Raw genomic sequence first — 23,255 nt, forward strand, 5'->3', positions numbered from 1 at the left:
TGTTCTAATAAATTATGCGGTGGACAAACCAGGAACTCAATCAGCCACTCTTCCCCGAGCAAACCAGCAGTGCCGTGGACGTTGCTGCAATGTGCTTACCCGGGGCACAGCCGCTGCTGCCGTTGGCCGGACTTCTCAAAAGCGTGCAGACACCAGAGTTTGCCGGAATTACTTTTCATGAAGTGCTTTCAAAGTCGGCCCTGAACAAGGTGCCGCCCAGTTCGGCCATGCCTTTTACTTGGACAGTAAACCCATACCGCGGCTGCTCCCATGCGTGCGTCTACTGCTTCGCCCGCAAAAGCCACACATATTTAGATTTTGACCCTGGAGTTGATTTTGATTCCCAGGTTGTTGTCAAAGCTAACGTGGCAGAAGTGTTGCGCAAAGAACTATTCAAGGCCTCATGGAAGCACGAGCATGTGGCGTTGGGAACCAACACGGATCCCTACCAACGCGCTGAAGGCCGCTATAAGCTCATGCCTGGAATCATCAGCGCCCTCGCTGACTCAGGGACACCATTCTCCATCTTGACGAAAGGCACCTTACTGGCCAGAGATATCCCCTTGCTCCGTCAGGCCGGAGAACAGGTCAGCATTGGCATGGGTATCTCGCTGGCGCTTGTGGACCAGGAGTTGGCTCATACGCTGGAGCCTGGCACTCCCACACCCAAGGCTCGGCTGGGCCTGATCACCAGATTGCGAGACGCCGGGCTTCCCTGCGGTGTCATGGCGATGCCTATTCTGCCGTGGTTGACCGATTCTGAGCAGGCTCTGGATTCGCTGCTGGCGGCGTTAGCTGCTGCCGGAGCCACGGGAGTAAGCGCTGGCGCCCTCTATTTGCGGGCAGGGACCAGAGAGTGGTTCATGCAATGGTTGGCTCGGGAACATCCCGCATTGGTGGGACGTTATCAGCATCTCTACGGATCAGGCGCGTATGCCTCTAAGGAATACCGCCAGTGGCTTGCCCTTCGTGTGAAAAAAGCCAAGCTCAGGCATGGCTTCATATCTCAGGGATTTGTTCATGACCCACGGCAGGAAGAGGCACAATATCCCCCAGGCAGCCTGCCTGAAATGAGCTCCCAGGCCACCGCACCTGCCAGCACAACTTTAAGGGAGCAGTCCAGTACCGGTAGCAAAAAAGCGGGACCCTCCGTGGAGAGTCCCGCCTCAATCAGTCTTGCCCCCACATTGTTCTAAACACACATCTAGGCTCGCTGCTGCAGAAACTCAGTTGTGGTCAGCCCCTGTGGGGTGCAACCGCGGGTTATCCGCTCTTGCGGCGGAACTCACGTTTGTGACTGGCTGCACCGTGTGATGCGTTGATTTTTGCATCGCTAGCGGCGCCAACACTGCCATGCTGCTTGTTCTTCTTGTTTTCCAGCGCCTGTCGAAACTTTTCTTTGGTTTCCTCACTGGCACCGTTGGGGGCTTGTTCGTCGTGGTTTTCACTCGTCATGGCACAACCTCCTTGGGGTCTTCTGCACTTAGTCTGGCACAGGGCACGCAATATTCAACACCTGTGCAGCCATTTATTCTCCACGTGCACCCCCTGGCAAGCACTTGCCAACAACTCGCTGCGGCTCCCTGCGGCCATACGCTGGCCGTTCAACGACGCCTGCCAAACAGCCGGAAGAAAACTATCAGTGCGTCGTTTGCGCTCGGGAGGTGAAACTCACCAACGCGTGCACAATAGGGCGATCTGCCGGAATCCAGTCCAAGTCAAAGATCTGTTGTCCCGCCAGCTCAACCCATTGCAACATGTCGTGATCCTCCAACGGTTCTGGTGTGCCGTCGATCACGGTGGCCAGCCACACGCGCATGGAGGCATGAGCATTCAACGGCCAGCCCTCGGCGGTTGGGCAGCACAGTTCAGCACCCAAAACAGACTTGACCCCCAGCTCCTCCAACAACTCCCTGTGTAGGGCTTCCTGCGGGGCTTCACCGGGCTCAATTTTCCCTCCTGGAAACTCCCACAACCCGGCCAACTCAGGTGGGGCACTGCGTCTTGCAGCTAAAAGCATCGAAGGTTTTTCCAAAGAATCCACGAGGGCCGCGCCCACTATCTGTTTCTGCGTAGTCACAGCTTTAGTCTATGGCGAACTAGACTGGAGCTGGCATCTAGATGTCTTGCACCGCATGGCCCCGACAAATCGGCGCCGGCACCGCCCGCCCAGCACAGAGCGGATGCGGAGGAAATCCACCCTGCGAAAGTATTATTCATGACCCTGGTTAAAAACCTGCGCGACACCACGCCCGCATCACCAAAGGTTGTGGCCTGGGCAATCTTGTCTCTGGCCATCGGCGGGTTTGGGATCGGCACCACCGAATTTGCCATGATGGGTCTTCTGCCCAACGTCGCTGAAGGTGTGGGCGTCAGCGTCCCAACGGCCGGACACGTGATCTCTGCCTACGCGCTGGGTGTTGTCATTGGTGCGCCACTGTTGATCGCCGTCAGCGCCAAAATGCCACGCAAGGCATTGGCGCTAAGTTTGATGGCCCTTTTTACTGTAGGCAACCTGCTCTCGGTTTTCGCCAATGACTACACAACGCTTTTGATCACTCGTTTCATTGCCGGGCTGCCCCACGGTGCATTCTTTGGTGTTGCTGCAGTGCTGGCTGCATCGATGGTTGCGCCAACAAAGCGCGGCAGGGCAATTTCCATGGTCATGATGGGCTTGTCCGTAGCCAATGTCCTTGGTGTACCACTGGCGACCTTTGTAGGTCAGCAGTTCGGGTGGCGCTGGCTGTTCGTTTTGGTCGCCCTCATTGGTGTGATCACCATGGTGTGCATGTCCATCTTCGTTCCCGCACAGAAAGCACACCCGGACGCTAGCCTGCGCAACGAGCTGAGCGCCCTTCGCCGCGGGCAGATGTGGCTGACGCTCCTGATCGGGGTAGTCGGTTTTGGCGGCTTCTTTGCCGTCTACACTTACGTTGCCAACACCATGACCGATGTTGCCGGCTTCGCCTCCGACTTCCTGCCGATCATTGTTGGTCTGTACGGGGTGGGCATGGTGGTTGGAAACTATGTGGGCGGGCGGATTGCCGACTGGTCCGTCATGGGCAGCATCTACCTTGTCATGGGCTTTATTGCAGCGATGCTTGTCATTTATGCGCTCTCAGTTCACATTCAATGGATGGCCCTGCTCATGATCTTTGTCATTGGCGCCTCAGGCGCCATGCTCATTCCCTCGCTGCAAACAAGACTGCTGGATGTTTCCCCGGGGGCGCCAACGTTGGCGTCCTCGTTAAACCACTCTGCACTAAACCTGGCTAATGCGCTTGGCGCCTTTCTCGGTGGGCTGGTCATCACCTGGGGATGGGGCTACACGGCTCCAGCCTTGGTGGGTGCGGTTCTAGCCGTATTGGGACTTGGCATTGCCTTGTTCAGTGGGTTCCTGGACAAACGTGGCCAGAAAAAAGCCCAGCTGAGCCCATCCCCCACCAGCTGACGCTCGCTCACTTAACGTCGGTTTCCGCTCAACGCTCGCTCACTTAACGTCGGTTTCTGCTCAACGCTCGCTCACTTAACGTCGGTTAGGGCAGAGCTTCAGGCTCATGAGTGGCAGTGTAAATATCTGGCTCTAGGTAGATGACCTTGGCAATCGGAACAGCTGCCCGAACACGTTTCTCGGCAGCGTTAATGGCTTCGGCAATCTGCAATCCAGTTTCGCAGGCATCAACAGCGATCTTGGCTGCCACCAGCAGTTCCTCAGGACCAAGGTGCAGGGTTTTTAGGTGGATAATCCTGCTCACTCCCTCGCCAACGAGGGCGGCTTCAACAGCCTGTATGTCACCAGCGTTTGCAGACTCTCCCAAGAGCAACGACTTCGTCTCCAAGGCCAGAATGACAGCCACACACACCAGAAGCACACCAATTAATGCTGTACCTGCTGCATCCCACAAACCGTTGCCGGTGGCTATAGTCATGGATACGCCAAAGAGTGCGAAGACCAAACCCACAAGTGCCGCCGAATCCTCCAGCAGCACCACAGGAAGTTCCGGGGCCTTTGCCGTTTTAATGAATTGCGCCCAGCTGCGCTTGCCTCGCGTTACGTTGGATTCTTTGACAGCTACATAGAATGAGCGGCCCTCCAACGCGATCGCCCCCAGCAACACCACAACGGGTACCCACGCCCACTGCGGTTCCATACCGTGGGGATGCTGCCATTTCTGGAATGCCTCATAGAGGGCGAACAGTCCACCAACACTGAACAACACAATGGAGACAATGAAAGCGTAGATGTAGCGTTCGCGGCCGTAGCCAAAGGGATGTTCAGCACTCGCTTGGCGTTTGGACTTTTTGCCGCCAATCAGCAATAACAGCTGGTTTCCCGAGTCGGCTACGGAGTGAATGCCCTCCGCCAGCATCGATGAAGAAAGCGTCAAAAAATACGCTAGGAACTTCATCACGGCAATGGACAGATTCGCAATTAGCGCGGCAACTATCGCCTTGCTTCCACCTTCGTGAGACACAGGTACTTCCCCTCAACTCTTAGCAGAGTCGAAACCGACCTGCCTGGACGCGCTGTCCACAAAAAAGAGTTTACAGTCGCCCCGGCACTCAAGCACCCATTCGTAACGGTGGCTGCACCAGTACTTCAGCGCTGGTGGGCCTCACTGCCTGGCGCAGCTCCCGCCGTCGTACGCGGTAAAAGAGTTGAGCTCTCACCCGGTCCACAAAAAGGCGATCAGAAAAAGAATCTAGGCACCGCGGCGCTGGGCCCTCGCACTGGCGTAGAGGCACACGGTAGCGGCTGTGCCGAGGTTCAAGGACTCTGCCGCACCGTATACGGGCACTGCCACTCGGTGGTCAGCCAACGCCTTCTCCTCCCCCGCCAATCCTTGGGCTTCATTGCCAAAGAGCCACACTGTGGGATCTTCCAGATCGTAAGTGGAGTCGGGGATTTGTTGGTCAAAGGACCGAGCGGCACTTTCGTCCTGCAGCAAGTCCAAATTCAATTGGCCATAGCCATCAGCGGCCAGGACGCCCACACCGGCCGCCTTCGCAGCGGCCACGACCTCGGTGAGGTCTGCACCCAGCACAACCGGCAGATGAAACAACGAGCCGGCAGTTGCACGGACTGCCTTCGGATTGTAAATATCTACACTTGACTGGGAGAAAATGACGGCGTCAGCGCCGGCAGCATCGGCTGCCCGCAGGACAGTTCCGGCATTGCCTGGATCCTGCACACGGCACAACATGGCGATCAGCTTGGGTTTGGAGGCCATCACCTGCGCCAAAGGGACATCCACGAAGTTGCACACGGCCACCATACCTTGCGGAGTGAGAGTGTCTGTCATGGCCGCCAGCACAAGCTCGCTGGCGATCCGCACCTGCAAACGTGCGATGGGAGCGGAGGCCGCCTCAAGCAGTTCGGGGTATTTCCGCAAGCTCTCCACAGTTGCGTAAAGTGCCTCAACCACTGCGGTGCCTCCTGCTGCAAGACATTCGCGGTGGGCACGCAGAGCCTCCCGCACGGCTTGCGGGCCCTCAGCTAAAAACTGTCGTCGCTTTAAACGGCTCGAGCGCCCAACCAGCTTGGCAACATCCCTCACTCGATCTGCTCGAGGATTGGTCATTGCTTCTGCTGGTGGGCGCCCGGGTGCATTCATGCTTAGGACTTTAGCAGTCACACGGCAAGAACTTGGAACCGCTAAGTTCCTAGGACAAAACTGGAATTACTTCGCTGCAGGTGCTGACGTGTCAGCAGGCAGTGCAGCCTTTGCGATGTTCACCAAAGCGGCGAAAGCACCGGCGTCGTTCACAGCCAGATCGGCCAGCATGCGACGGTCAACCTCGATCTGCGCAGCCTTCAGGCCCTGGATCAAACGGTTGTAGGTCAGGCCGTTGGCGCGTGATGCAGCGTTGATACGCTGGATCCAGAGGCGACGGAAGTCACCCTTGCGCTTGCGGCGGTCGCCATAGCTGTACACAAACGAGTGCAGCAGCTGCTCTTTGGCCTTACGGTAAAGGCGTGAACGCTGTCCGCGGTAACCCTTTGCGCGCTCAAGAACAACCCGACGCTTTTTGTGGGCGTTTACGGCCCTCTTCACACGTGCCACGTGCGTACTCCTTCAATTTTAAAGATCCCAAGCCAATCATGCCGGGGAAGGCTTTGTTTGGATTGGTGTCAGTCCCGGAACTGGGAAGGACACCGATTGACTTGCGAAATTAGATGCCGAGCATCTTTTTGATGTTGCGCACATCAGCCTTGGCGACCAACAGGTCACCCTTCAGGCGACGCTTCAAGCTGGAAGGCTTGTGCTCCAGGTAGTGGCGGCGGTTGGCCTGCTGGCGACGCAGCTTACCGGAACCGGTCAGCTTGAATCGCTTCTTCGCACCACTATGTGTCTTCATTTTAGGCATGAGGACCTGTCTCCTTACGTATCCACCGGCGCTGCCTGTGGTTCTCTTGCAGCGACCGGTTGGGTCACTGTGTGGGTGTATTCACTGCTGAAAAGGTGAAGACCTTATTCAGCCGAGTTGGGGGTTTCGGCCGCCGGTGCACTCTTTTCAGAGGCGGGCTTGGCGGCCGGTTTTGCTGCTGCTTTGGCTGCAGGCTTGCTTGCAGGCTTTGCAGCTGCAGGCTTTGCCATGGGCTTCGGCATGGGGATGGGCTTTGCGGTAACAGGCTTTGGCGCGGGAACAGGCTTGGGAGCTACGGCCGGCTTGGCTGCTGCAGCTTTCGCCACGGGAGCCTTGGCGGTGGGCGCCTTTGCCGCAGTAGCAGCCTTGGGAGCAGCAGCTTTCGCTGCCGGCGCCTTCGTGGGAGCCTTGGCAGGTGCGACGGCGGGAGCGGCCTTTTCTGCCGGAGCACTTGCCGCAGGTGCCGCAACAGTTGCGGAAGCATCCGTAGTAGGAGCTTCGGTAGCAGTTGTCTTTGTAGCTGTCGATGCAACAGTCGTGGCTTCCTGCGTTAGAGGAGCCGACTCTTTTTGTGCATCGCTGCTGGCCAGTGCCGGGACGTCCTCATTCAGGTGCAAACCTTCGGGAAGTAGTTCCGCCAAAGACTGGGTCATGGACGTTTTATTGTCCCTGTCCACATCGACACGAGCGGTGCCATTGGCAACTGCCTCGTTGTGAGCCTTTGCATCCGCACGCTGCTGGTTGCGCCGCGCCTCAGCCTTGGCCTCAGCCTTGTTCTTCAACGGGCCGATAACCATGACCATGTTGCGGCCGTCAATACGGGGGCTTGATTCGATAACGCCAACCTCGGCCACCTCTGCAGCGAACTTCTGCAGGAGACGAATGCCCATTTCAGGGCGCTGCTGCTCACGGCCACGGAACTGAATCATGGCCTTGACCTTGTCACCGGCGCCGAGGAAGCGAAGAGCATGACCGCGCTTGGTCTCGTAATCGTGTTTGTCGATTTTGAGGCGGAAACGAATTTCCTTCAAAACGGTGTTGGTCTGGTTCTTGCGGGCTTCACGAGCCTTGACGGCGGCTTCGTACTTGTACTTGCCGAAGTCCATCAGTTTGCACACCGGCGGCTTTGCCGTCGGCGCTACCTCAACCAGATCCAAGTCGGACTCGGCTGCTAAACGGAGGGCGTCCTCAATGCGGACAACTCCCACTTGTTCGCCTGCCGGCCCAACCAACCGCACCTCGGGGACGCGGATTCGATCATTGATGCGTGGCTCGCTAATGTGTAGCTCCTGTTGCATAAGAAAGGGTGAGTACCACCAGCAACGAAGAAGGCCTCCAATTTGCTGATGCAATGGAGGCCTCGAATGATCGGCGCGGAACCCCCGTCAAAGGGATTACCTGCCTTTCACAAAGGAAAGGCGCCAACCTGAACCAGACAACGCCAATATTGGGTCGAAAGGTGGGAGAGGACTCCACTTGCAAACTCTCTGCTGCAGAGGTTATGGCCCAAATGACTTTCATCTTTTGAACACACGATAAATAACAGCATCGAGTCGGTCTATGACAAGCTTAGCAGCATGAGTACCCCAGATAATAATTCGGACACCCGCAACACGTTTCAGAGCGCCCCCGAAGAGGCCCTGACGGACACAGAGGCAGCTTCGGTGGTGCGTGATATCGCTGAAGTTCCGGCCATTGAAGTCATTACGACGGCGGCCGTTCACCTCATGAGCGCCGCTGCAGTTAAGTGCGGACTGGCTGCAGGTCCTGGCGCAGAAGAGCTAAAGGATTTGGATGAAGCCCGCAAGCTCATCACAGCTCTGGCCGGCTTCGTGACCGCCGCATCGCCTGAAATTGGCAGCCAGCACGCCGGACCATTGCGCGATGGTTTACGCTCACTCCAGCTCGCATTCCGCGAGGCCTCGGAATTCCCAGACGCCCCCGGCAAGGGCCCGGGCGAGAAGTTCACAGGCGCAGTCAACTAATTCCGCTTAGTAGTCCCCCACTTGCCGCCGTTGCGGTTGCACATTCCGCCGTTGTAGCGGTGGCGTGCAAACGAAACGGCGGCATATGTTTTCTTGGGGTCTGTTTGTCACTCACACGGGTTCGCTTTCACGCTCTAGACTTTCATGGTTCTTATGGCCTTCAAGAGCGTCCTGAGGAATATTGTGGTCTTGTGCATTGGCCATACTTCCAGGGCCAGCAAGGGTAGTTACCGCGCCAATGCTGCTGATCTCTACCAGACCGGGCAATTCACCGGGTGCACGCATATCCGCAAGAACGTCAGGGCTCGGGTGGCCTTGCAATGTTGCTGCGCTCAACACTGCTGGTGTTGCCCCGCTTACGCTCTTTGTGCGGCGCCGCCAAAGTGCCATGGCAACCAGGCCTATTATGGCTAGTACCCCGCAGATCAGCCCAACGATCACAAAGCCTGCCCACGGTGCGATCTTATCGATCACGGCGCCGGCAAAAGGTGCACCCATGGCGCTGCCAAGGGTCATGGATGAGCCATACCACCCCATAGCCTCGCCACGGCGTTTTTCGGACACCAGATCGGCAATGTGCTCAGCACTTGATGTCAGGACAGGTGCGCAGAGCAATCCTGGCAGGATGCAGAGCAGACCCAGTGTCCACGCGGTAGTGGCAAATCCCATCGGAATAATCAAAATAGCCATCGCCATCAACAGCCACAACGGATTGATGGATCGCTTCAAAGCCCCGTAAATAATGGCACCAATGATGGATGAACCACACCAGAAGAAGAAGACAATCCCAAGGTCACCCACCCGATCGTTGTACCGCATAGTGGCTACCATTCCCACGTTTGTCCCGGCCAGGACCAGCCCTGCTCCCAGTGACGTCCCGAGGATGGCGAGTACCGCAATATTAAGCCAGCCCAGACTGTGTCTGGACCTGAGCCACAACCGTTTCAGGAAATGCTTTCCATCCAGCTCCGGCGCGCTTGGTTCTGCCCGGTCTTGAACTGGCTGGCCGTGAGCACCGTCCAGGGCCACATAGGCTCCACTTTGACCGGTGCGGGTGGGCGGATTGAACCACATCAGGAAAACCCCTGCAAGAGAGGCACTCACGCCAATGATGACAAGTCCAACAACAGTGTGAGTAGTGGTTGCCAGCATGACACCAGCTGCTGGACCGATCATGAAAGTGATTTCCCCACCCATCGAGTCCAACGCATACGCGGTTCTGCGCTGTTCAGCAGGAACCATAACACCCAGGGCTTGGCGCACCACCGAGAAGATGGGCACAGCGAAAAGCCCGCCTATCACTGCGGCAATGATGAGCAGTTGGAAATTCAAGAAGGGTGCAACGCTCCACACAGTAATTTCAGCAATGACTGAAGGCATGAGGGCTCGACGCAAACCGTAAATGTCCACAAGCCGCCCTCGCCAGGGAGCCCCGAACGCCATACCTATGGTGATGGCCGCTGCCACCAAACCGGCGGAGGCATAACTAAGTTTCATGCTTTCCACCACATGCAGGGTCAGCAAGACTCCGGCTGCGGCATGTGGAATGCGTGCGATCATGGCAACTATCAGCAGCCTGCGCACTTGCCCGATGGCGAGAACTTTTCGGTAAGCAATAAAATTCACGGCAAAGCAACTCTTTCTTGTGCACCATCACAAAAAAGCAGCTGCGCTTCGTAGCGATGTATTAGTTTTGCGGGTTGGAGCTGAGTAACCGAATTTGTACCGAATCAACGGCTAAGACAAAATCTTCATTTGCTGCCCAACATCCTTGCAGGTTGGCCAACACATCGTCTACTTCTGAGCGATCAAGTCCCGGTCGCAGTGTTAAGGTCACACTCAGCTCCGGGCCGGTACCTCCACCTAAAACCAACTGTCCAGCCGGTTTAGTCAAAGTGTCCCACTGGGATCCTATGCCCTCACCGGCGGTTGCTGAAATGCTTACCACGAGGGGATGTCCCAGCGCATCAACGGAGGCTTGAAGCACCTTATCAACAACAGGGTCGGCGTAACTGGGCAGCCAGTCTTTTTGTTGGGCTAGCGCCCACACCGCCGGCCGCCTGATAACAAAGGGCCGCTGTGAACCCGGATCCAGCACCAACAATTGAGCCTCTTCAGCAACAGCAGACAAGGCAGCACGGGCTGCGTAGACGGCAACGGGCCGCGCATCGCAATGCCAGCGCGTCAAAGCCGCCGCGTGTGAGAACACTGGAAGTGCTAAGCGGCCATCCGGACCCTGCACAGTTACCAGCGCCATGTCAGACTCTTTGTCTGAGACCAGGCCGTTCGCGCCAACCGTTTGCTCCGCCAGCTTGGCCACTATTGGAATAAACACACGCATTGTGGACAGCGAAGCCACAACTTCGGCTTCGCTGCCATGGCCTGTTGCCAGTGCTTCAAGGGCGGCGGCATAGCTGGGGTCTATAGCGCCGTCGTCGTTGTCAAAATTGTGGTACTTCTGTTCCCCAGCCAACTCACGGCCCTGCCAAGGCTGGCCGGCCGAATCCCGGCTACCACCGGCACCAGCCAAAGCCGCGGCAATATGCCCCGGGAGAACCTTCTTCGGCATCGCGGTCATGACCTACCGGCGGCCTGCAACATCAAGTGCCTGCGGCAGCGTGAACGCTCCGGAGTACAGCGCCTTGCCAATGATGGCTCCTTCAACACCGTCGCCAACCAGTCCGCGCAACACACGCAGGTCCTCCAAGCTGGAAATTCCACCCGATGCTACAACGGGCTTTGACGTACGGGCGCACATTTCACGCAACAGTTCCACATTAGGTCCGCGTAACGTGCCATCTTTAGTAACGTCGGTAACAACATAGCGGGCACAGCCGGCATCCTCCAGGCGTGCTAGAACTTCCCAGATATCGCCGCCTTCTCTCGTCCAGCCACGACCTGCCAAAGTGGTACCACGCACATCTAGTCCCACAGCAATCTTGTCCCCAAAGCGTTCAATAACCTTGGCAGTCCATTCGGGGTTCTCCAGTGCAGCAGTACCCAAGTTGACCCGGCCAACACCCAATTCAAGTGCGCCTTCCAAAGAAGCATCATCCCGGATGCCACCAGACAGCTCCACCTTAACAGTCAGAGCACCCACCATTTCCCGCAACAATTGAACGTTGGAGCCGCGTCCGAATGCGGCGTCGAGGTCAACAAGGTGAACCCATTCTGCGCCGTCGTTCTGCCAGTTCAGCGCCGCTTCCAGGGGCGAACCGTAACCGGTTTCCGAGCCAGCCTCGCCCTGCACCAGGCGCACCGCCTGACCGTCCGCCACGTCTACTGCGGGCAACAATTCCAAAATGGGAGTAGTCATGGGTTCCTCAACGTCATTTGATCTGTATATGTGAAGTGACAGCGACAAAGCTGCCTGCGGAGAACTTACCCCGCAAACTTAGAGCGTGAACATATAAGCTGCCACCAGCGACATGACAGCGAGCAAAGCGAAACTGATTGGTATCCACCGAGGCGTTTTCTGCTGATAGAACGTGTAAGCGCCGCCTATCAGCAAGCCAGCCAAGCCCATCAGCAGCAGCGACCACATTATTTGGCCACCTTGGTCAGCGAGAGCACCCAATTGCGCAGGAGGCGTGCACCGGCGTCACCCGATTTTTCCGGATGGAACTGAGTTGCACACAAAGGGCCATTTTCAATGGCAGCAATAAATGGTGCGCCATGCTCGGACCAGGTCACCAGCGGTGGACGCATCTTTGGTTGCAAAACCTCGAAGTCCCACTGCTGAACACCATAGGAATGCACAAAGTAGAAGCGTTCGCTTTCAACACCGTCAAACAACATTGAGCCTTCAGCGGCCTTGACCGTATTCCAGCCCATGTGCGGAACCACTTCGGCGGGAAGTAACTCAACCGTCCCTGGCCACTCCCCCATCCCTTCCGCATGAAGTCCGTGTTCAACACCGGCGTCAAAAAGGACCTGCATACCTACGCAAACACCCAGAACAGCACGGCCTCCAGCAACTCGACGGCCAATCATTCTCAACGCATCAACGTTTTTCAGCTCGGTCATGACTGACCCAAAAGCGCCTACGCCTGGTACCAGAAGCCCGTCTGCGTTAAGCACATCATCAGGCTTGGCACTGAGCGTCACAGTAGCGCCCGCACGTTCTAGAGCCCTTACTGCTGAGCGCACATTGCCGGAACCGTAGTCCAGAACCGTTACTGTTGGCTGGTGCGCAGCTGCTATGCCTGTTGCTCCAGAGCTCACAAAAGACCCTTCGTGGATGGAATCCCTGTCACCCGGGGATCAGGTTCAACAGCTGCACGCAACGCGCGGGCGAAGGCCTTGAACTGCGCTTCGACGATGTGGTGGGGATCCCTCCCTGCGATGAGAGTCATGTGCAGGCATATTTGCGCGTGCAAGGTAATGGCTTCAAAAACGTGACGGGTCAGGGAACCTGTGAAGTGACCACCAATCAAGTGATATTCCTGCCCGGCCGGTTCCCCTCCGTGGACCAGGTAGGGGCGCCCCGAAAGGTCAACAACGGCGTTGGCAAGCGCTTCATCCAACGGCACAGTTGCCTCGCCAAAGCGGCGAATCCCTGCCTTGTTGCCCAGTGCTTCTTTCAAGACTTCACCCAAGGAGATGGCAACATCTTCGACCGTGTGGTGCGCATCGATGTGAGTATCGCCCGTAGCCTTGATGTTCATGTCGATCAGCGAGTGCTTCGAAAGCGCCGTCAGCATGTGGTCATAAAACGGGACGGACGTGTCGATGGTTGACACCCCTGTACCGTCCAGGTTGATCTCAACCATGACGCTGGACTCACTCGTGGCTCGCTCCAAACGGGCCGTACGTCCCTGGCTGGGCGTGGTCTCAGTCATTGCAGCAGTCCTTTGATTTGTGCGCTCGTTCCCCCGCTGTTTGCAGGCAGCATGGGGCTCGAACGATCCTCAGTGATTCATACCAGTTTAGAAGACAAGACGTGGGAAAGCCCAACCAGTGCCGTTCCACACTTACGACGGCGTGAAATTGCCCCGTATTAGTCGGCAAGAATGCCGCGGAGCCCGTCAAGGAACGCAGTTGTCTCGGCTTCCGTGCCCGCTGTAACGCGGAGGTGTCCGGGGATCCCAACGTCACGTATCAAAACACCCTGAGCCAAGAGGGCTTCCCAAACCTCATGAGGTTTTTCAAGTCCGCCAAAGAAGACAAAGTTTGAATCCGACGGTGCTGGGGAGAGTCCCAACAGTGTTAGTCCTTCAACGATCCGATCCCGCTGGATCTTGATCCGCTCCACGTTGGCCAGCAATGACGTTGCATTCCGTAGGGCGGCAACCGCTGTAGCCTGTGTGATGGCCGAGAGGTGGTAGGGCAGCCGGACTAAACGCAGTGCGTCAGTGACTTCCGCAGCTGCGGCCATGTAACCCAACCGGGCACCGGCTAATGCGAATGCCTTGCTCATAGTGCGCGAAACCAGTAGGCGTGGACGACCAGGCAAGAGGCTGAGGGCGCTGGGCGTCCCGTCATGGGCAAACTCTGCATAGGCCTCATCGACGACGACCATGGTTTGCGTTGCCTCGCCCGCGTCATAAACGGCTTTAACAACATCTAAGCCCAAGGCGGTGCCCGTTGGGTTATTGGGTGAGCACAAGAAAACTATGTTGGGGCCATGGTGGCGCACCTGTGCGGCAGCTGATTCCGCGCTCAAAGCATAGTCAGCGGCTCGGTTCCCAGCCAAATAGGCTGTGCCGGTTCCGCTGGCCAAAAGTGGGTACATCGAGTACGTCGGAGGAAATCCCATAACACTGCGGCCAGGACCACCAAAAGCCTGCAGCACCTGCTGCAGGACTTCGTTGGATCCATTGGCCGCCCACAAGTTCTCTTTGACCAGCCCATGGCCTAGGTATGCTGCCAGTTCTTGGCGCAAAGTAGTGAATTCTCTGTCAGGGTAGCGGTTAAGGCCTTCCAGCTCGCTTGCCACCGCACTAAGAATGGCTTCTCTGGCGTCCGCAGGAACACCGAAAGTATTCTCATTGACATTCAAAAGTATTGGTACATCAAGCTGGGGTGCACCATAGGGAAGCTGTCCACGCAGATCGTCACGGAGCGGCAGTTGGCTTAGGCGTTCAAACTGATCCATGGACCAAGCTTATTTGCTGAGAGCTGGAAAGTTCGAAACGGTGACGCCATGCGGACGCTATATCAGCCTCATGCTGGCATCTGTCCTCATCCAGGCTCAGCTATCCTCATCCAGGCTCTCGCATTCAGATTGCCTCCTGCAAGCGCCCTCCTGCAAACGGGAGGCTAGTCAAGCAACGTACGAATGCAACCCGCCGCCTTATTCGAACAATGAACGAATGAAATCAGCGACGTCACTCGAACGGTTGCCGAGGCGGCCGCACCTGCTAAGCAGCCAGGCCTCCAAGACTCCAAGACTCGAGCCTTGGTCCTGCTGTGGAGCCACAAGTGCTGTGAATTGCTTCTTATCTGGAAATTGGTACGTACAGGTGCTGTCCGGCCTGCAGAACTCCGCTGCCTAACTCGTTCAGGGCTACGATCTCTCGAACTACATCACGGACGTCGCCGTTTGGATTCGATGCGCGGGCGATACTCCACAGGCTATCTCCCTGCAGAACCGTCACGGACACGGCGTAATCAGCCATGTCAACGGCTGGATACTTGGCGGAGGCCTGTGCCGGAGTCGCTATCGAGCCAAGGATGATGGCCAAGGATACAAAAACCATCACCGCAGCGACTGCTATAGCTGGGATACCAAAGAGTACAAACCTGCCACGACGAGTCAACTGCACTCGCATCTGCGCGCCTTGACTCTGCACGAGCCCGTCCTTCACGAGCCCGTCCTTCACGACTCCGCCCTGCAAGGCTCCGCTCTGCACGTCTCCGCTCTGCACGTCTCCTACCTGTGGAGCGCTGCTCGCTCGCCCCTTGAGCCTGCTGGGGACAAAACCGCCCACCGGGAAGAAGCTTGTGTACTTGTTACTGCTTGTTGTTGCGGTGATAACCATTGCATTCATGATTTCTGGTCCTTTCGCCGTGGATCAAGATCCCTGGCCACCAACATCCATCGGATCAAATTTCCATGCTCTAAATCTTCGATAGAACGTATGTTCTAATTAGCTACTAGTACAGTTTTAGCATCTATAGACGACACTTGCCAAGGGCTGCTAGAACAAATGTTTGAAATTGCTTGGTTTGTGGCTTAAACTTGTTAGACAAGGATTGGCCGCTATATGCAGTCCACCAGCAGGCACTGACATTGTTCAGGGCAGCCACGAAAGGACCCCGGAACCATGGCGCTTCCAGAACCTCCGCACCGCATCCCTCAGGCACCTAGTCGCGCCGGAATGAAGGGGCTGACAGTCCGGCAGAAGAAGATCCTGGAGTGCATACAGCGCTCCATCGCAGACAAGGGCTACCCACCCTCCATGCGTGAGATCGGCGACTCCGTGGGGCTGGCGAGCCTGTCCAGCGTCACACACCAGTTGACCCAGCTTGAACGCCACGGCTATTTACGTCGCGACCCCAAGCGCCCACGCGCAATGGAAGTCCTCATACCGCTGGTACTGGACATTGGGGAGGTAGAAATCGAGGGGGTTAGCTCTCCGTCCAAGTTACGCAGTTCAAACGGGCTGAACTTTTCCGAACTCAGCAGTTCCTCTGACACGGCATTTGTGCCACTTGTGGGACGCATCGCAGCTGGTGGACCCATCCTGGCCGATCAATCCGTGGATGACATCATGCCTCTGCCTCGGCAGATCGTGGGCAGCGGGGAACTCTTCATGCTCAGAGTCCAGGGTGATTCCATGATCGACGCCGCCATCTGTGACGGCGATTGGGTTGTTATACGCCAGCAAAAAACAGCCAACAATGGGGACATTGTGGCTGCGCTACTGGAGGATGAGGCCACCGTGAAGACATTCCGGCAACGCGATGGCCATACCTGGTTATTACCCCAGAACACCCGCTACGAACCCATCCTGGGAGATCACGCGACCATTATGGGCAAAGTGGTTTCTGTCCTTCGCAGTCTCTAGCGCCGCACAGTCTCTAGTGCCGCACGGTCTCTAGCCAGGCGCTTCGAGACTCGGCAAAGCCAGGGCTCACCAACTAGGGAACGCACCAACAAAGAGCCCTCCAATAAACAGCGCACCAATGAACAGCGCTCCGACAGACAGTGAGCGAACGGATAGTGAGCCTCAAGGGGAAACGGTCCTCATAACCACGCGCCTGCAGGCCTTGGCGCCTGAATCTCCTAACCTGAGCCGATGGTGGCCTTGATAAAGCCGCCATCAGTTCCGGTGCCGAAAGAGTGGGGCCGAAAGAGTGGGGCCGAAAGAGTGTAGCCAAGGAATATGCGCCGGACACAATGCCCGGCCCCGCCTTGTGGGTTTTTGTTGGTGGCTGCCCGCCACGGCTGCCTAGCACTCACTGGAGGTTGTTCGCCAATTACTGGCGCCCGGCGGCTACCGGCTGCTTACTACTTCCCTGAGAGCCGTTGCAACGCTGAAAGTGCCACGGCCCTGTCCTTTGTCGCCCAGAACGGTGGCAGGGCTGCCCGCAAGAATCCTCCATAGCTAGCGTTGGCTAGGCGGGAGTCCAGGACTGCCACAACACCCCTGTCTTCACTTGAACGAATCAAACGCCCCACACCCTGCGCTAAGCGGACAGCCGCATGAGTGGCCGAGATGGCGATAAAGCCGTCTCCACCACTTTGGGCCACCGCTCTTGCCCTGGCAGTAACCAGTGGATCATCGGGACGGGGGAAGGGAATCCTGTCTATGACAACGAGTCTGCAGGAGGCACCCTGAACATCTACTCCCTGCCAAAGCGACATCGTCCCGAAAAGGCAGGTGTCTGATTCCTCGGCAAATTCTCTAATAAGTCCTGACATCGAGGAATCACCCTGGCAAAGGATCTTTACTTTGAGCTTCTTTCGTAACTTCTCAGCCGCATCTTCTGCCGCGCGTCGCGAGGAGAATAGTGCAAGTGTTCCGCCGCCTGCAGCAGTGATGAGGGCCTCCAGTTCATCAAGCTGTTCGCCAGACATTCCAAATCCTGGTTTTTGCAGGTGAGCTGCAACATACAACATGCCCTGTTTCTGGTAGTCAAACGGAGAGCCAACGTCTGCACCAGTCCAGCTGGGGGCGCTGGGACCCAGAAGCCCCAGACCTCCAGCGGTGGCCTGAAATGATTCACCTATCGCCAGGGTGGCGGAGGTCAGCACCACTGTTCTATCTGCGAATAGGCCCTCACGTAGCTTCATGGCAACGCTCAACGGTGCAATATTGATGACTGCTGGCTCGCCTGCGTCCGCTTTTTGGTAGCCCTTTCCGGGTACGAACGTGCCAGGGCGGGAGGTCCACACCACTTCTCGAGCCTCATTGGCCGAAAGCAGGCGTTCACACAGGTCAAAGATCAAGTTCAACCGTGACCGGGCAATGGAGCGTCCACCGTCCGCTGCCGAATTACCTTCAGGCTTTGAATCCGACAACGCCGCTCGTACGGCATCACGCACTTGCTCAATCACTTGGCTTTGCTCATCATTGAGCCCGTTGGGCAGGAGCCCTTCAGCTGCGCCTGCAAAAACCATGTCCAAAGCCGTTGCGCTGGCATGAAGGGCTTCAACCGAAACGCCGGTGTGCTTGCGGGTGCTCGAGGCCGCGGCCTGCACCATCTGCACAGAGAGTTGACCGGTCACAGCGCCGGTCACTCGATCGTGGAGTTCATGTGCCTCATCTACCACCACGAGATCGTAATCAGGCAGCACAGCTATACCCTCAAAAGCGCTGATGGCAAGCATGGCGTGGTTGGTCACTACTATGTCGGCTTCCGCGCCGCGCGTACGAGCCAGTTCAGAAAAGCACTCTGTGGCGAGCGGACACTTCTGCGCGCCCAAACACTCCATAGAGGTGACCGAGACCTGCCGCCAAGCCCTGTCAGTCACACCCGGAACAAGTTCATCCCGGTCTCCCGTTTCGGTGTCCTCTGCCCATTCACGCAACCTCACCACTTCTTTGCCCAGTTGCGAGGTGGGCCCCGAGCTCGCCCCTGGAAGGTGAGCAACACTGGTGTCCTCACCCAGGCTGAACAGCGCCCCTTCACCTGTGTCTTCAGTGGGGAATCCGCCGCCTAGTTTATGTTTGCAGACATAATTACTGCGCCCCTTTACCAGAGCCACATCCACGGGCCTCGGCAACGCCGGGGCCAAGGCAGCCAAGAGCCGTGGTACATCGCGGCCCACAATCTGAGACTGTAAGGCCAGCGTTGCCGTGGCCACAACTGCCGGCTTGTCACTGCTGAAGGCATTGACGATGAGCGGTATTAGATAGGCGAGAGACTTACCCGTGCCAGTGCCCGCCTGCACCAACAAGTGATCACCGCTTTCAATGGCGCTAACCACCCTCCGGACCATTTCGTGCTGCCCGTCGCGGCGTTGACCACCCATGGATTCAACTGCTCTGTCCAATAGTTCCAGGGCCTGCTGTGACAATTTGCTTTCAGGCATGCTGGACAAAAGGTTCAACCTCGGCAGCCAAGTCTTCGCGAACCCTCACGTTGGCCAGCGTGCCGAGCTCACCATGTTCTAAACTGATGATTTCAGCATCACTGCGATGGAGCTTGTTCAGAACATCCCCGCGTTCATAGGGGATCAACAATGTCAGCGTCACGCTTGGGTGCGGAATCGCTTCGCTAATAGCCTCAAGTAATTCCTCAATGCCCTGGCCGGTCCGCGCGGAGATCACTACTGTCCGCGGCTCATGCTGGCGCAGTCGTTCAACAACAAACGGATCAGCAATATCAGCCTTGTTCAGGATGATAATTTCAGGGATTTGCAGTGCCCCAACCTCAGCGAAGACTGCCCGAACTGCTGAGATTTGCCCCTCAGGGTCAGGGTGAGAAGCATCCACAATATGGAGTATCAGATCTGCGTCCGCTACTTCTTCAAGTGTGGATCTAAATGCTTCAACCAATTGGGTTGGTAGCGATCGGACAAATCCAACGGTGTCAACCAACGTGTAACCCAAACCATCTGAGGTCTCGGTTTTACGCACAGTGGGGTCCAGCGTGGCGAACAACGCGTTCTCCACCAACACCCCGGCATTGGTCAGCCGGTTCAGCAGAGATGACTTACCCGCGTTGGTGTACCCGGCAATCGCAACCGACGGGACACTGTTGCGCTTACGATTGGCTCGTTTGGTCTCCCGTGCTGGACGCATTGCCGCGATCTCACGACGCAGTTTGGCCATCCTCGTACGGATTTTGCGTCGGTCCAGTTCCATCTTGGTCTCACCGGGGCCACGGGATCCAATTCCACCGCCTGCAGCACCCACCCGGCCGCCGGCCTGGCGGGACATCGACTCACCCCAACCGCGGAGTCGTGGCAGCAGGTATTCCATTTGTGCCAGCTCCACTTGCGCCCGCCCTTCGCGGGACTGCGCGTGTTGGGCAAAAATATCCAGGATCAGCGCCGTCCGGTCAATGACCTTAACCTTGACGACTTCCTCCAAGGTGCGTCGCTGAGACGGTGCCAAGTCACCGTCAATGATGACTGTGTCAGCTCCCGTTGCGTAAACAATCTCCTTGAGCTCCTGCGCCTTTCCCTGGCCCAGGAATGTTGCGGGGTCCGGCTTGGCACGGCGCTGAACAAGCCCATCGAGGACTTCTGAGCCGGCCGTTTCAGCAAGTGCAGCCAGTTCCCGCAGAGAGTTTTCGGCATCTGCCATGGTCCCTTGGGACCATAGTCCTGCCAGCACGACCCGTTCTAGCCGGAGTTGGCGGTATTCAACTTCGGAGACATCTTCTAGTTCCGTGGACAAACTTGCCCGGCGGCGCAACGCATTGCGTTCGGCTAGTTCGGACTGGTCGCCGTCAAAATTACTGTGCTGGAAATCCAGCGACGATACGGCTTGTGCCCGCTTTGATAAGGGGCGGGCAGAAGGGGAACCCTCGTAGGGGTCTTGAGCCTCAGACTCTTCGTCGGCACGCACAGCACGGCCAGCGGCCGCATCCTTTGCGAGGATCCGGTCAATGACGGCCTCGATCTCGGTCACGGACAAGTCCTTATCGGGCTGATCGGAGCCCGCCGTTGACGCACTCCTGTCAGACTCGGGCAGTTTGCTGTCTTCGAAACCATTGTGTGCAGATGAGTTGGACATGTTCTCCTTATAGGGGCTTATCTACGATCTTAGTCCGGTCCGCCCACACTCACACCTTGAGGATATTTTTTGTGTGGATAACGTGCCGTGCTCCCGGTGCGCTTAGGTGGGCCTAGATACACAATCTGCGTTTTTCGCACTAATCTGGCATCACTATGGGTACTCAGGGTGCAGAGCACTATTTCAGTTCACAACCGTCAACTCCGATGAAGCGCCGTCCACTGAGCGTGGTTTTGGTTGGTGAGGTACGTGCGCTTCAGACGGCAGGGGGCATCTTTAGTCCTGACGGTGTCGATAAGGGCACTACTATCCTGCTCTCAGAAGCGCCGCCGCCGTCGTCGGCAGGGAATCTCCTGGATATAGGCTGTGGTTGGGGGCCCATTGCTCTCAGTTTGGCACTGCGCTCCCCCGAAGCAACGGTGTATGCCGTGGACGTTAACGAACGCTCCATTGAGCTGACCACGGATAACGCCAAAGCGCTGGGGCTTGAGAATGTTCGTGCATCAACACCTGACGCCGTTGATCCGCATATCCGTTTCAACACCATCTGGTCTAATCCACCGATCCGAGTAGGCAAGTCGGAGCTGCATTCAATCCTGTTGATGTGGCTGCCCCGCCTTGCCCACAATGGCAACGCCTATTTGGTGGTTCAAAAGAACCTCGGTTCAGATTCTCTCCAGCGCTGGTTGATAGCAGAGCTTGCCGAACGCTTCCCCGAGGCCGGGCTCAAAGTTTCCCGCGACTCCACCAATAAGGCCTTCAGGATTCTGAAGGTCACGCGGAGCAAACCTTAGGTGCCGTGGGCTCCGGCCGGAGTCGCTGTTCACTACGGGCAGTTTTAGCCCAACTCATCTAAAAGCACACCTTCAGCAACGATCACGGCCGGACCGCTGAGTTCAACATGCTCACGCCCGTCTGGATTCGTGAAGAACCGCACTCCCACCACACCGCCGGGAACCGCCACGGCCCAATCGTCCGGGGCCTCGTCACCAGCCCAGAAACGCAGTGCGGCAGCGGCCGCACAGGCCCCGGTTCCGCAGGAGAGCGTCTCCCCCACACCGCGTTCATGGACGCGCATGCTAATGTGTCCGATCCCGCCAACCACCAAGGGCTCCGCAGGCACAGCAAACTCAACGTTGCTTCCATGCGGTGGAACTGGGTTTATTGCCGGTGCTGCGGTGAGCTTTGTGCCGGCCAGTTCGCTCAGATCGGCAAGTGCCACGACCGTGTGAGGGTTGCCCATGCTGATCGACAGGGCAGGGCGCTCCACTGGCAGTCCGGCGGCGTCAACCAGCGAATCCATGCCACGTTCCGCGGCAAGCACAGGGTGGATAAAATCCCAGGGGCCCATGTCCACCCGGTATCCACCGTCGGTGCGTGTCACACTTTTGATACCTGCACGGGTGCCAATGTTTAGCGTTGCGCCACTTGCCAGCGTGACAAGTCCTTCGGTCACAAGGAAGTGTACGAATACCCTGACCCCGTTGCCACACATTTCGGAGGCTGAGCCATCTGCGTTGCTATAGTCCATGAACCATTCGGCGTCGGGCTGCTCAGTCAGCAGGGCCACACCTTCAAGAAGGTACCGCGAGCGGACGGCACGGATCAGCCCGTCCCCGCCAATGCCGCGGTTTCGATCACACAGCAGGACGATCTGCTCCGGAGTGAGGCTGCGCACGCCGTCGGGATCGGCAACCAGGACAAAGTCGTTACCGGTGCCGTGGCCTTTGGCAAAGCGCGTGCCTGTTAATTGTGTCGGGGACTCAGTCATGCATTAAGCCTAGGGCACGCAGACCAAGGCGTTGAATGCGCGACGTCGGAACGCCGATTATGTGCTCTGGTCAGCTTGCCTAGCACTCACCAGGGCGGCTGCCGCTGACGCCAAGTCCGGCTGGGACCAGTCAAGCCACTGCACCCTTGGATCTGCACGGAACCAGGTGAGTTGACGGCGGGCAAACTGCCGTGTGGCAACAATGGTTTCCTGGGCTGCCTGGGCAGGTGTGGACTCACCATCAATAACACGTAGGAACTGCTGATATCCCAAGGCCTTCTGTGCTGTCCGGCCGTCCCTAAGTCCTTCAGGAATCAGAGCTTGAACTTCGTCTTGCAGACCTGAGCGGACCATGGAGTGGACGCGGGACGCCAACCGATCATGAAGTTCCGCGCGGTCACCGTTAAGACCAATTTGGATGGTGGGATTGGCATACTCGCGGGTGGGCATAAACGAGCTAAAGGGTCGCGCCGTTAGTTCGAACACCTCAAGTGCCCGGATCACTCGTTTGGCATCGTTTATCCTTTCCGCTGATATGGGATCCACACTCTTGAGCCGGGCAGCCAGGACGGCAAGCCCCGCACTTTCCAACTCGCTCTCGAGTGTTGCACGAATCGCCGGATCGGTACCTGGGAACTCAAGTACGTCAAGGCCTGCCCTGACGTACAGTCCCGAGCCGCCCACCAGGATGGGCAATTTTCCTCGCGAGCAGATATCGGCAATAGCGCTTCTGACCAACTGCTGATAGAGCGCCACCGTGGTGTCTTCACGAACAGAAAGAAAGTCCATCAGATGATGTGGGATGCCACGGCGTTCAATCTCTGCCAACTTGGCTGTGCCAATGTCCATACCGCGGTAAAACTGCATCGAGTCAGCGTTGATGGCCTCACCGTCAAAGCGCTCAGCCAGCTGCAGGGCAAGCTCTGATTTTCCAGAACCAGTGGGCCCAACAACTGCTACAACAGCCAATTCATTCGCCGAACCTGCCATGACTTT

The 23,255-nt window shown here is 57.3% G+C and carries 24 protein-coding genes; 5 read left to right on the forward strand and 19 right to left on the reverse strand.

Annotated elements, in window-relative coordinates; translation table 11 throughout:
* Positions 1 to 14: 14 nt before the first annotated feature.
* Positions 15 to 1,196: an Rv2578c family radical SAM protein gene (locus QMG40_RS10920; RefSeq protein ID WP_283531079.1), complete on the forward strand. Its 1,182-nt coding sequence runs from the start codon at positions 15 to 17 to the stop codon at positions 1,194 to 1,196.
* Between the two features lie 67 nt (positions 1,197 to 1,263).
* On the opposite strand, the gene QMG40_RS10925 is transcribed toward QMG40_RS10920, so the two are convergent.
* Both QMG40_RS10925 and QMG40_RS10930 read right to left on the reverse strand, forming a co-directional pair.
* Positions 1,264 to 1,455 (reverse strand): DUF5302 domain-containing protein, encoded by a 192-nt coding sequence (locus QMG40_RS10925; protein ID WP_283531080.1) that lies wholly within the window; start codon positions 1,453 to 1,455, stop codon positions 1,264 to 1,266.
* 184 nt (positions 1,456 to 1,639) lie between these two features.
* A complete protein-coding gene (locus QMG40_RS10930; RefSeq protein WP_283531081.1) occupies positions 1,640 to 2,080 on the reverse strand; it encodes a (deoxy)nucleoside triphosphate pyrophosphohydrolase in 441 nt (146 codons plus the stop codon).
* A gap of 138 nt (positions 2,081 to 2,218) precedes the next feature.
* On the opposite strand from QMG40_RS10930, the gene QMG40_RS10935 reads away from it, so the two are divergent.
* Positions 2,219 to 3,451 (forward strand): MFS transporter, encoded by a 1,233-nt coding sequence (locus tag QMG40_RS10935; protein WP_283531082.1) that lies wholly within the window; start codon positions 2,219 to 2,221, stop codon positions 3,449 to 3,451.
* Between the two features lie 85 nt (positions 3,452 to 3,536).
* On the opposite strand, the gene QMG40_RS10940 is transcribed toward QMG40_RS10935, so the two are convergent.
* The 5 genes from QMG40_RS10940 to infC form a co-directional block, all read right to left on the reverse strand.
* Positions 3,537 to 4,475: a cation diffusion facilitator family transporter gene (locus QMG40_RS10940; protein ID WP_283531083.1), complete on the reverse strand. Its 939-nt coding sequence runs from the start codon at positions 4,473 to 4,475 to the stop codon at positions 3,537 to 3,539.
* Positions 4,476 to 4,703: 228 nt separating this feature from the next.
* The gene (locus tag QMG40_RS10945) at positions 4,704 to 5,615 is read right to left on the reverse strand and encodes a TrmH family RNA methyltransferase (RefSeq protein WP_283531084.1); all 912 of its coding nucleotides are present in this window, start codon (positions 5,613 to 5,615) and stop codon (positions 4,704 to 4,706) included.
* Between the two features lie 66 nt (positions 5,616 to 5,681).
* Positions 5,682 to 6,065, reverse strand: a complete 384-nt coding sequence (gene rplT / locus QMG40_RS10950; RefSeq protein WP_283531085.1) for a 50S ribosomal protein L20 — start codon at positions 6,063 to 6,065, stop codon at positions 5,682 to 5,684.
* Positions 6,066 to 6,174: 109 nt separating this feature from the next.
* Complete coding sequence (gene rpmI / locus QMG40_RS10955) at positions 6,175 to 6,369, reverse strand: 50S ribosomal protein L35 (RefSeq protein ID WP_038467906.1); 195 nt, start codon at positions 6,367 to 6,369, stop codon at positions 6,175 to 6,177.
* Positions 6,370 to 6,473: 104 nt separating this feature from the next.
* Positions 6,474 to 7,667, reverse strand: coding sequence for a translation initiation factor IF-3 (gene infC / locus QMG40_RS10960; protein ID WP_283531086.1), 1,194 nt, complete (start codon positions 7,665 to 7,667; stop codon positions 6,474 to 6,476).
* 279 nt (positions 7,668 to 7,946) lie between these two features.
* Between infC and QMG40_RS10965 the strand changes: the two genes are divergently transcribed.
* Positions 7,947 to 8,354, forward strand: a complete 408-nt coding sequence (locus QMG40_RS10965; RefSeq protein ID WP_283531087.1) for a DUF1844 domain-containing protein — start codon at positions 7,947 to 7,949, stop codon at positions 8,352 to 8,354.
* 111 nt (positions 8,355 to 8,465) lie between these two features.
* Here QMG40_RS10965 and QMG40_RS10970 read toward each other — a convergent pair whose 3' ends face one another.
* The 8 genes from QMG40_RS10970 to QMG40_RS11005 all read right to left on the reverse strand — a co-directional run bounded on the left by QMG40_RS10970 (position 8,466) and on the right by QMG40_RS11005 (position 15,346).
* Complete coding sequence (locus QMG40_RS10970) at positions 8,466 to 9,980, reverse strand: MFS transporter (protein ID WP_349361618.1); 1,515 nt, start codon at positions 9,978 to 9,980, stop codon at positions 8,466 to 8,468.
* Positions 9,981 to 10,041: 61 nt separating this feature from the next.
* On the reverse strand, positions 10,042 to 10,932 hold the full coding sequence (locus QMG40_RS10975) for an SseB family protein (protein WP_283531088.1): 891 nt from the start codon (positions 10,930 to 10,932) through the stop codon (positions 10,042 to 10,044).
* Between the two features lie 3 nt (positions 10,933 to 10,935).
* Complete coding sequence (gene priA / locus QMG40_RS10980; protein WP_283531089.1) at positions 10,936 to 11,670, reverse strand: bifunctional 1-(5-phosphoribosyl)-5-((5-phosphoribosylamino)methylideneamino)imidazole-4-carboxamide isomerase/phosphoribosylanthranilate isomerase PriA; 735 nt, start codon at positions 11,668 to 11,670, stop codon at positions 10,936 to 10,938.
* Positions 11,671 to 11,748: 78 nt separating this feature from the next.
* Positions 11,749 to 11,898: a hypothetical protein gene (locus QMG40_RS10985; RefSeq protein ID WP_283531090.1), complete on the reverse strand. Its 150-nt coding sequence runs from the start codon at positions 11,896 to 11,898 to the stop codon at positions 11,749 to 11,751.
* Positions 11,898 to 12,578, reverse strand: coding sequence for an imidazole glycerol phosphate synthase subunit HisH (gene hisH / locus QMG40_RS10990; protein WP_283531091.1), 681 nt, complete (start codon positions 12,576 to 12,578; stop codon positions 11,898 to 11,900). The genes QMG40_RS10985 and hisH overlap by 1 nt, the downstream gene beginning before the upstream one ends.
* Positions 12,575 to 13,195: an imidazoleglycerol-phosphate dehydratase HisB gene (hisB, locus tag QMG40_RS10995; RefSeq protein WP_283531092.1), complete on the reverse strand. Its 621-nt coding sequence runs from the start codon at positions 13,193 to 13,195 to the stop codon at positions 12,575 to 12,577. The genes hisH and hisB overlap by 4 nt, the downstream gene beginning before the upstream one ends.
* Before the next feature lie 158 nt (positions 13,196 to 13,353).
* Positions 13,354 to 14,451 carry a histidinol-phosphate transaminase gene (locus QMG40_RS11000; protein ID WP_283531093.1) on the reverse strand — a complete coding sequence of 366 codons (1,098 nt, stop codon included), beginning with the start codon at positions 14,449 to 14,451 and terminating at the stop codon, positions 13,354 to 13,356.
* A 343-nt stretch (positions 14,452 to 14,794) separates the two neighbouring features.
* Positions 14,795 to 15,346 carry a LysM peptidoglycan-binding domain-containing protein gene (locus tag QMG40_RS11005; protein WP_283531094.1) on the reverse strand — a complete coding sequence of 184 codons (552 nt, stop codon included), beginning with the start codon at positions 15,344 to 15,346 and terminating at the stop codon, positions 14,795 to 14,797.
* Between the two features lie 276 nt (positions 15,347 to 15,622).
* Between QMG40_RS11005 and lexA the strand changes: the two genes are divergently transcribed.
* Positions 15,623 to 16,366 (forward strand): transcriptional repressor LexA, encoded by a 744-nt coding sequence (gene lexA, locus QMG40_RS11010; protein ID WP_459252990.1) that lies wholly within the window; start codon positions 15,623 to 15,625, stop codon positions 16,364 to 16,366.
* Between the two features lie 443 nt (positions 16,367 to 16,809).
* Here lexA and QMG40_RS11015 read toward each other — a convergent pair whose 3' ends face one another.
* Both QMG40_RS11015 and hflX read right to left on the reverse strand, forming a co-directional pair.
* Entirely contained in the window at positions 16,810 to 18,837 is a 2,028-nt protein-coding gene (locus tag QMG40_RS11015; RefSeq protein ID WP_283531095.1) for an ATP-dependent DNA helicase, read from the reverse strand.
* Positions 18,830 to 20,488, reverse strand: coding sequence for a GTPase HflX (hflX, locus tag QMG40_RS11020; protein ID WP_283531096.1), 1,659 nt, complete (start codon positions 20,486 to 20,488; stop codon positions 18,830 to 18,832). The genes QMG40_RS11015 and hflX overlap by 8 nt, the downstream gene beginning before the upstream one ends.
* A gap of 155 nt (positions 20,489 to 20,643) precedes the next feature.
* Here hflX and QMG40_RS11025 point away from each other — a divergent pair, with 155 nt between their 5' ends.
* On the forward strand, positions 20,644 to 21,282 hold the full coding sequence (locus tag QMG40_RS11025; RefSeq protein ID WP_283531097.1) for a class I SAM-dependent methyltransferase: 639 nt from the start codon (positions 20,644 to 20,646) through the stop codon (positions 21,280 to 21,282).
* 44 nt (positions 21,283 to 21,326) lie between these two features.
* On the opposite strand, the gene dapF is transcribed toward QMG40_RS11025, so the two are convergent.
* Together dapF and miaA are read right to left on the reverse strand one after the other, a co-directional pair.
* Positions 21,327 to 22,259, reverse strand: a complete 933-nt coding sequence (gene dapF / locus QMG40_RS11030) for a diaminopimelate epimerase (RefSeq protein ID WP_283531098.1) — start codon at positions 22,257 to 22,259, stop codon at positions 21,327 to 21,329.
* A gap of 57 nt (positions 22,260 to 22,316) precedes the next feature.
* Positions 22,317 to 23,249, reverse strand: coding sequence for a tRNA (adenosine(37)-N6)-dimethylallyltransferase MiaA (gene miaA, locus QMG40_RS11035; RefSeq protein ID WP_283531099.1), 933 nt, complete (start codon positions 23,247 to 23,249; stop codon positions 22,317 to 22,319).
* Positions 23,250 to 23,255 lie beyond the last annotated feature (6 nt).

Source organism: Arthrobacter antibioticus (genome assembly GCF_030063205.1).
GTDB lineage: Bacteria > Actinomycetota > Actinomycetes > Actinomycetales > Micrococcaceae > Specibacter.

Excerpts from the sequence above, each read along its gene's own strand:
- QMG40_RS11025 (WP_283531097.1), top strand. The coding sequence starts at position 20,644 with ATGGGTACTCAGGGTGCAGAGCACTATTTCAGTTCACAACCGTCAACT.
- rpmI (WP_038467906.1), bottom strand. The coding sequence starts at position 6,369 with ATGCCTAAAATGAAGACACATAGTGGTGCGAAGAAGCGATTCAAGCTG.
- QMG40_RS10920 (WP_283531079.1), top strand. The coding sequence starts at position 15 with ATGCGGTGGACAAACCAGGAACTCAATCAGCCACTCTTCCCCGAGCAA.
- lexA (WP_459252990.1), top strand. The coding sequence starts at position 15,623 with ATGGCGCTTCCAGAACCTCCGCACCGCATCCCTCAGGCACCTAGTCGC.
- QMG40_RS10975 (WP_283531088.1), bottom strand. The coding sequence starts at position 10,932 with ATGACCGCGATGCCGAAGAAGGTTCTCCCGGGGCATATTGCCGCGGCT.
- QMG40_RS10985 (WP_283531090.1), bottom strand. The coding sequence starts at position 11,898 with ATGTGGTCGCTGCTGCTGATGGGCTTGGCTGGCTTGCTGATAGGCGGC.
- hisB (WP_283531092.1), bottom strand. The coding sequence starts at position 13,195 with ATGACTGAGACCACGCCCAGCCAGGGACGTACGGCCCGTTTGGAGCGA.
- QMG40_RS10935 (WP_283531082.1), top strand. The coding sequence starts at position 2,219 with ATGACCCTGGTTAAAAACCTGCGCGACACCACGCCCGCATCACCAAAG.
- dapF (WP_283531098.1), bottom strand. The coding sequence starts at position 22,259 with ATGACTGAGTCCCCGACACAATTAACAGGCACGCGCTTTGCCAAAGGC.
- QMG40_RS11015 (WP_283531095.1), bottom strand. The coding sequence starts at position 18,837 with ATGCCTGAAAGCAAATTGTCACAGCAGGCCCTGGAACTATTGGACAGA.
- QMG40_RS10945 (WP_283531084.1), bottom strand. The coding sequence starts at position 5,615 with ATGAATGCACCCGGGCGCCCACCAGCAGAAGCAATGACCAATCCTCGA.
- QMG40_RS10965 (WP_283531087.1), top strand. The coding sequence starts at position 7,947 with ATGAGTACCCCAGATAATAATTCGGACACCCGCAACACGTTTCAGAGC.
- QMG40_RS11000 (WP_283531093.1), bottom strand. The coding sequence starts at position 14,451 with ATGGATCAGTTTGAACGCCTAAGCCAACTGCCGCTCCGTGACGATCTG.
- priA (WP_283531089.1), bottom strand. The coding sequence starts at position 11,670 with ATGACTACTCCCATTTTGGAATTGTTGCCCGCAGTAGACGTGGCGGAC.
- QMG40_RS10925 (WP_283531080.1), bottom strand. The coding sequence starts at position 1,455 with ATGACGAGTGAAAACCACGACGAACAAGCCCCCAACGGTGCCAGTGAG.
- QMG40_RS11005 (WP_283531094.1), bottom strand. The coding sequence starts at position 15,346 with ATGAATGCAATGGTTATCACCGCAACAACAAGCAGTAACAAGTACACA.
- infC (WP_283531086.1), bottom strand. The coding sequence starts at position 7,667 with ATGCAACAGGAGCTACACATTAGCGAGCCACGCATCAATGATCGAATC.
- miaA (WP_283531099.1), bottom strand. The coding sequence starts at position 23,249 with ATGGCAGGTTCGGCGAATGAATTGGCTGTTGTAGCAGTTGTTGGGCCC.
- hflX (WP_283531096.1), bottom strand. The coding sequence starts at position 20,488 with ATGTCCAACTCATCTGCACACAATGGTTTCGAAGACAGCAAACTGCCC.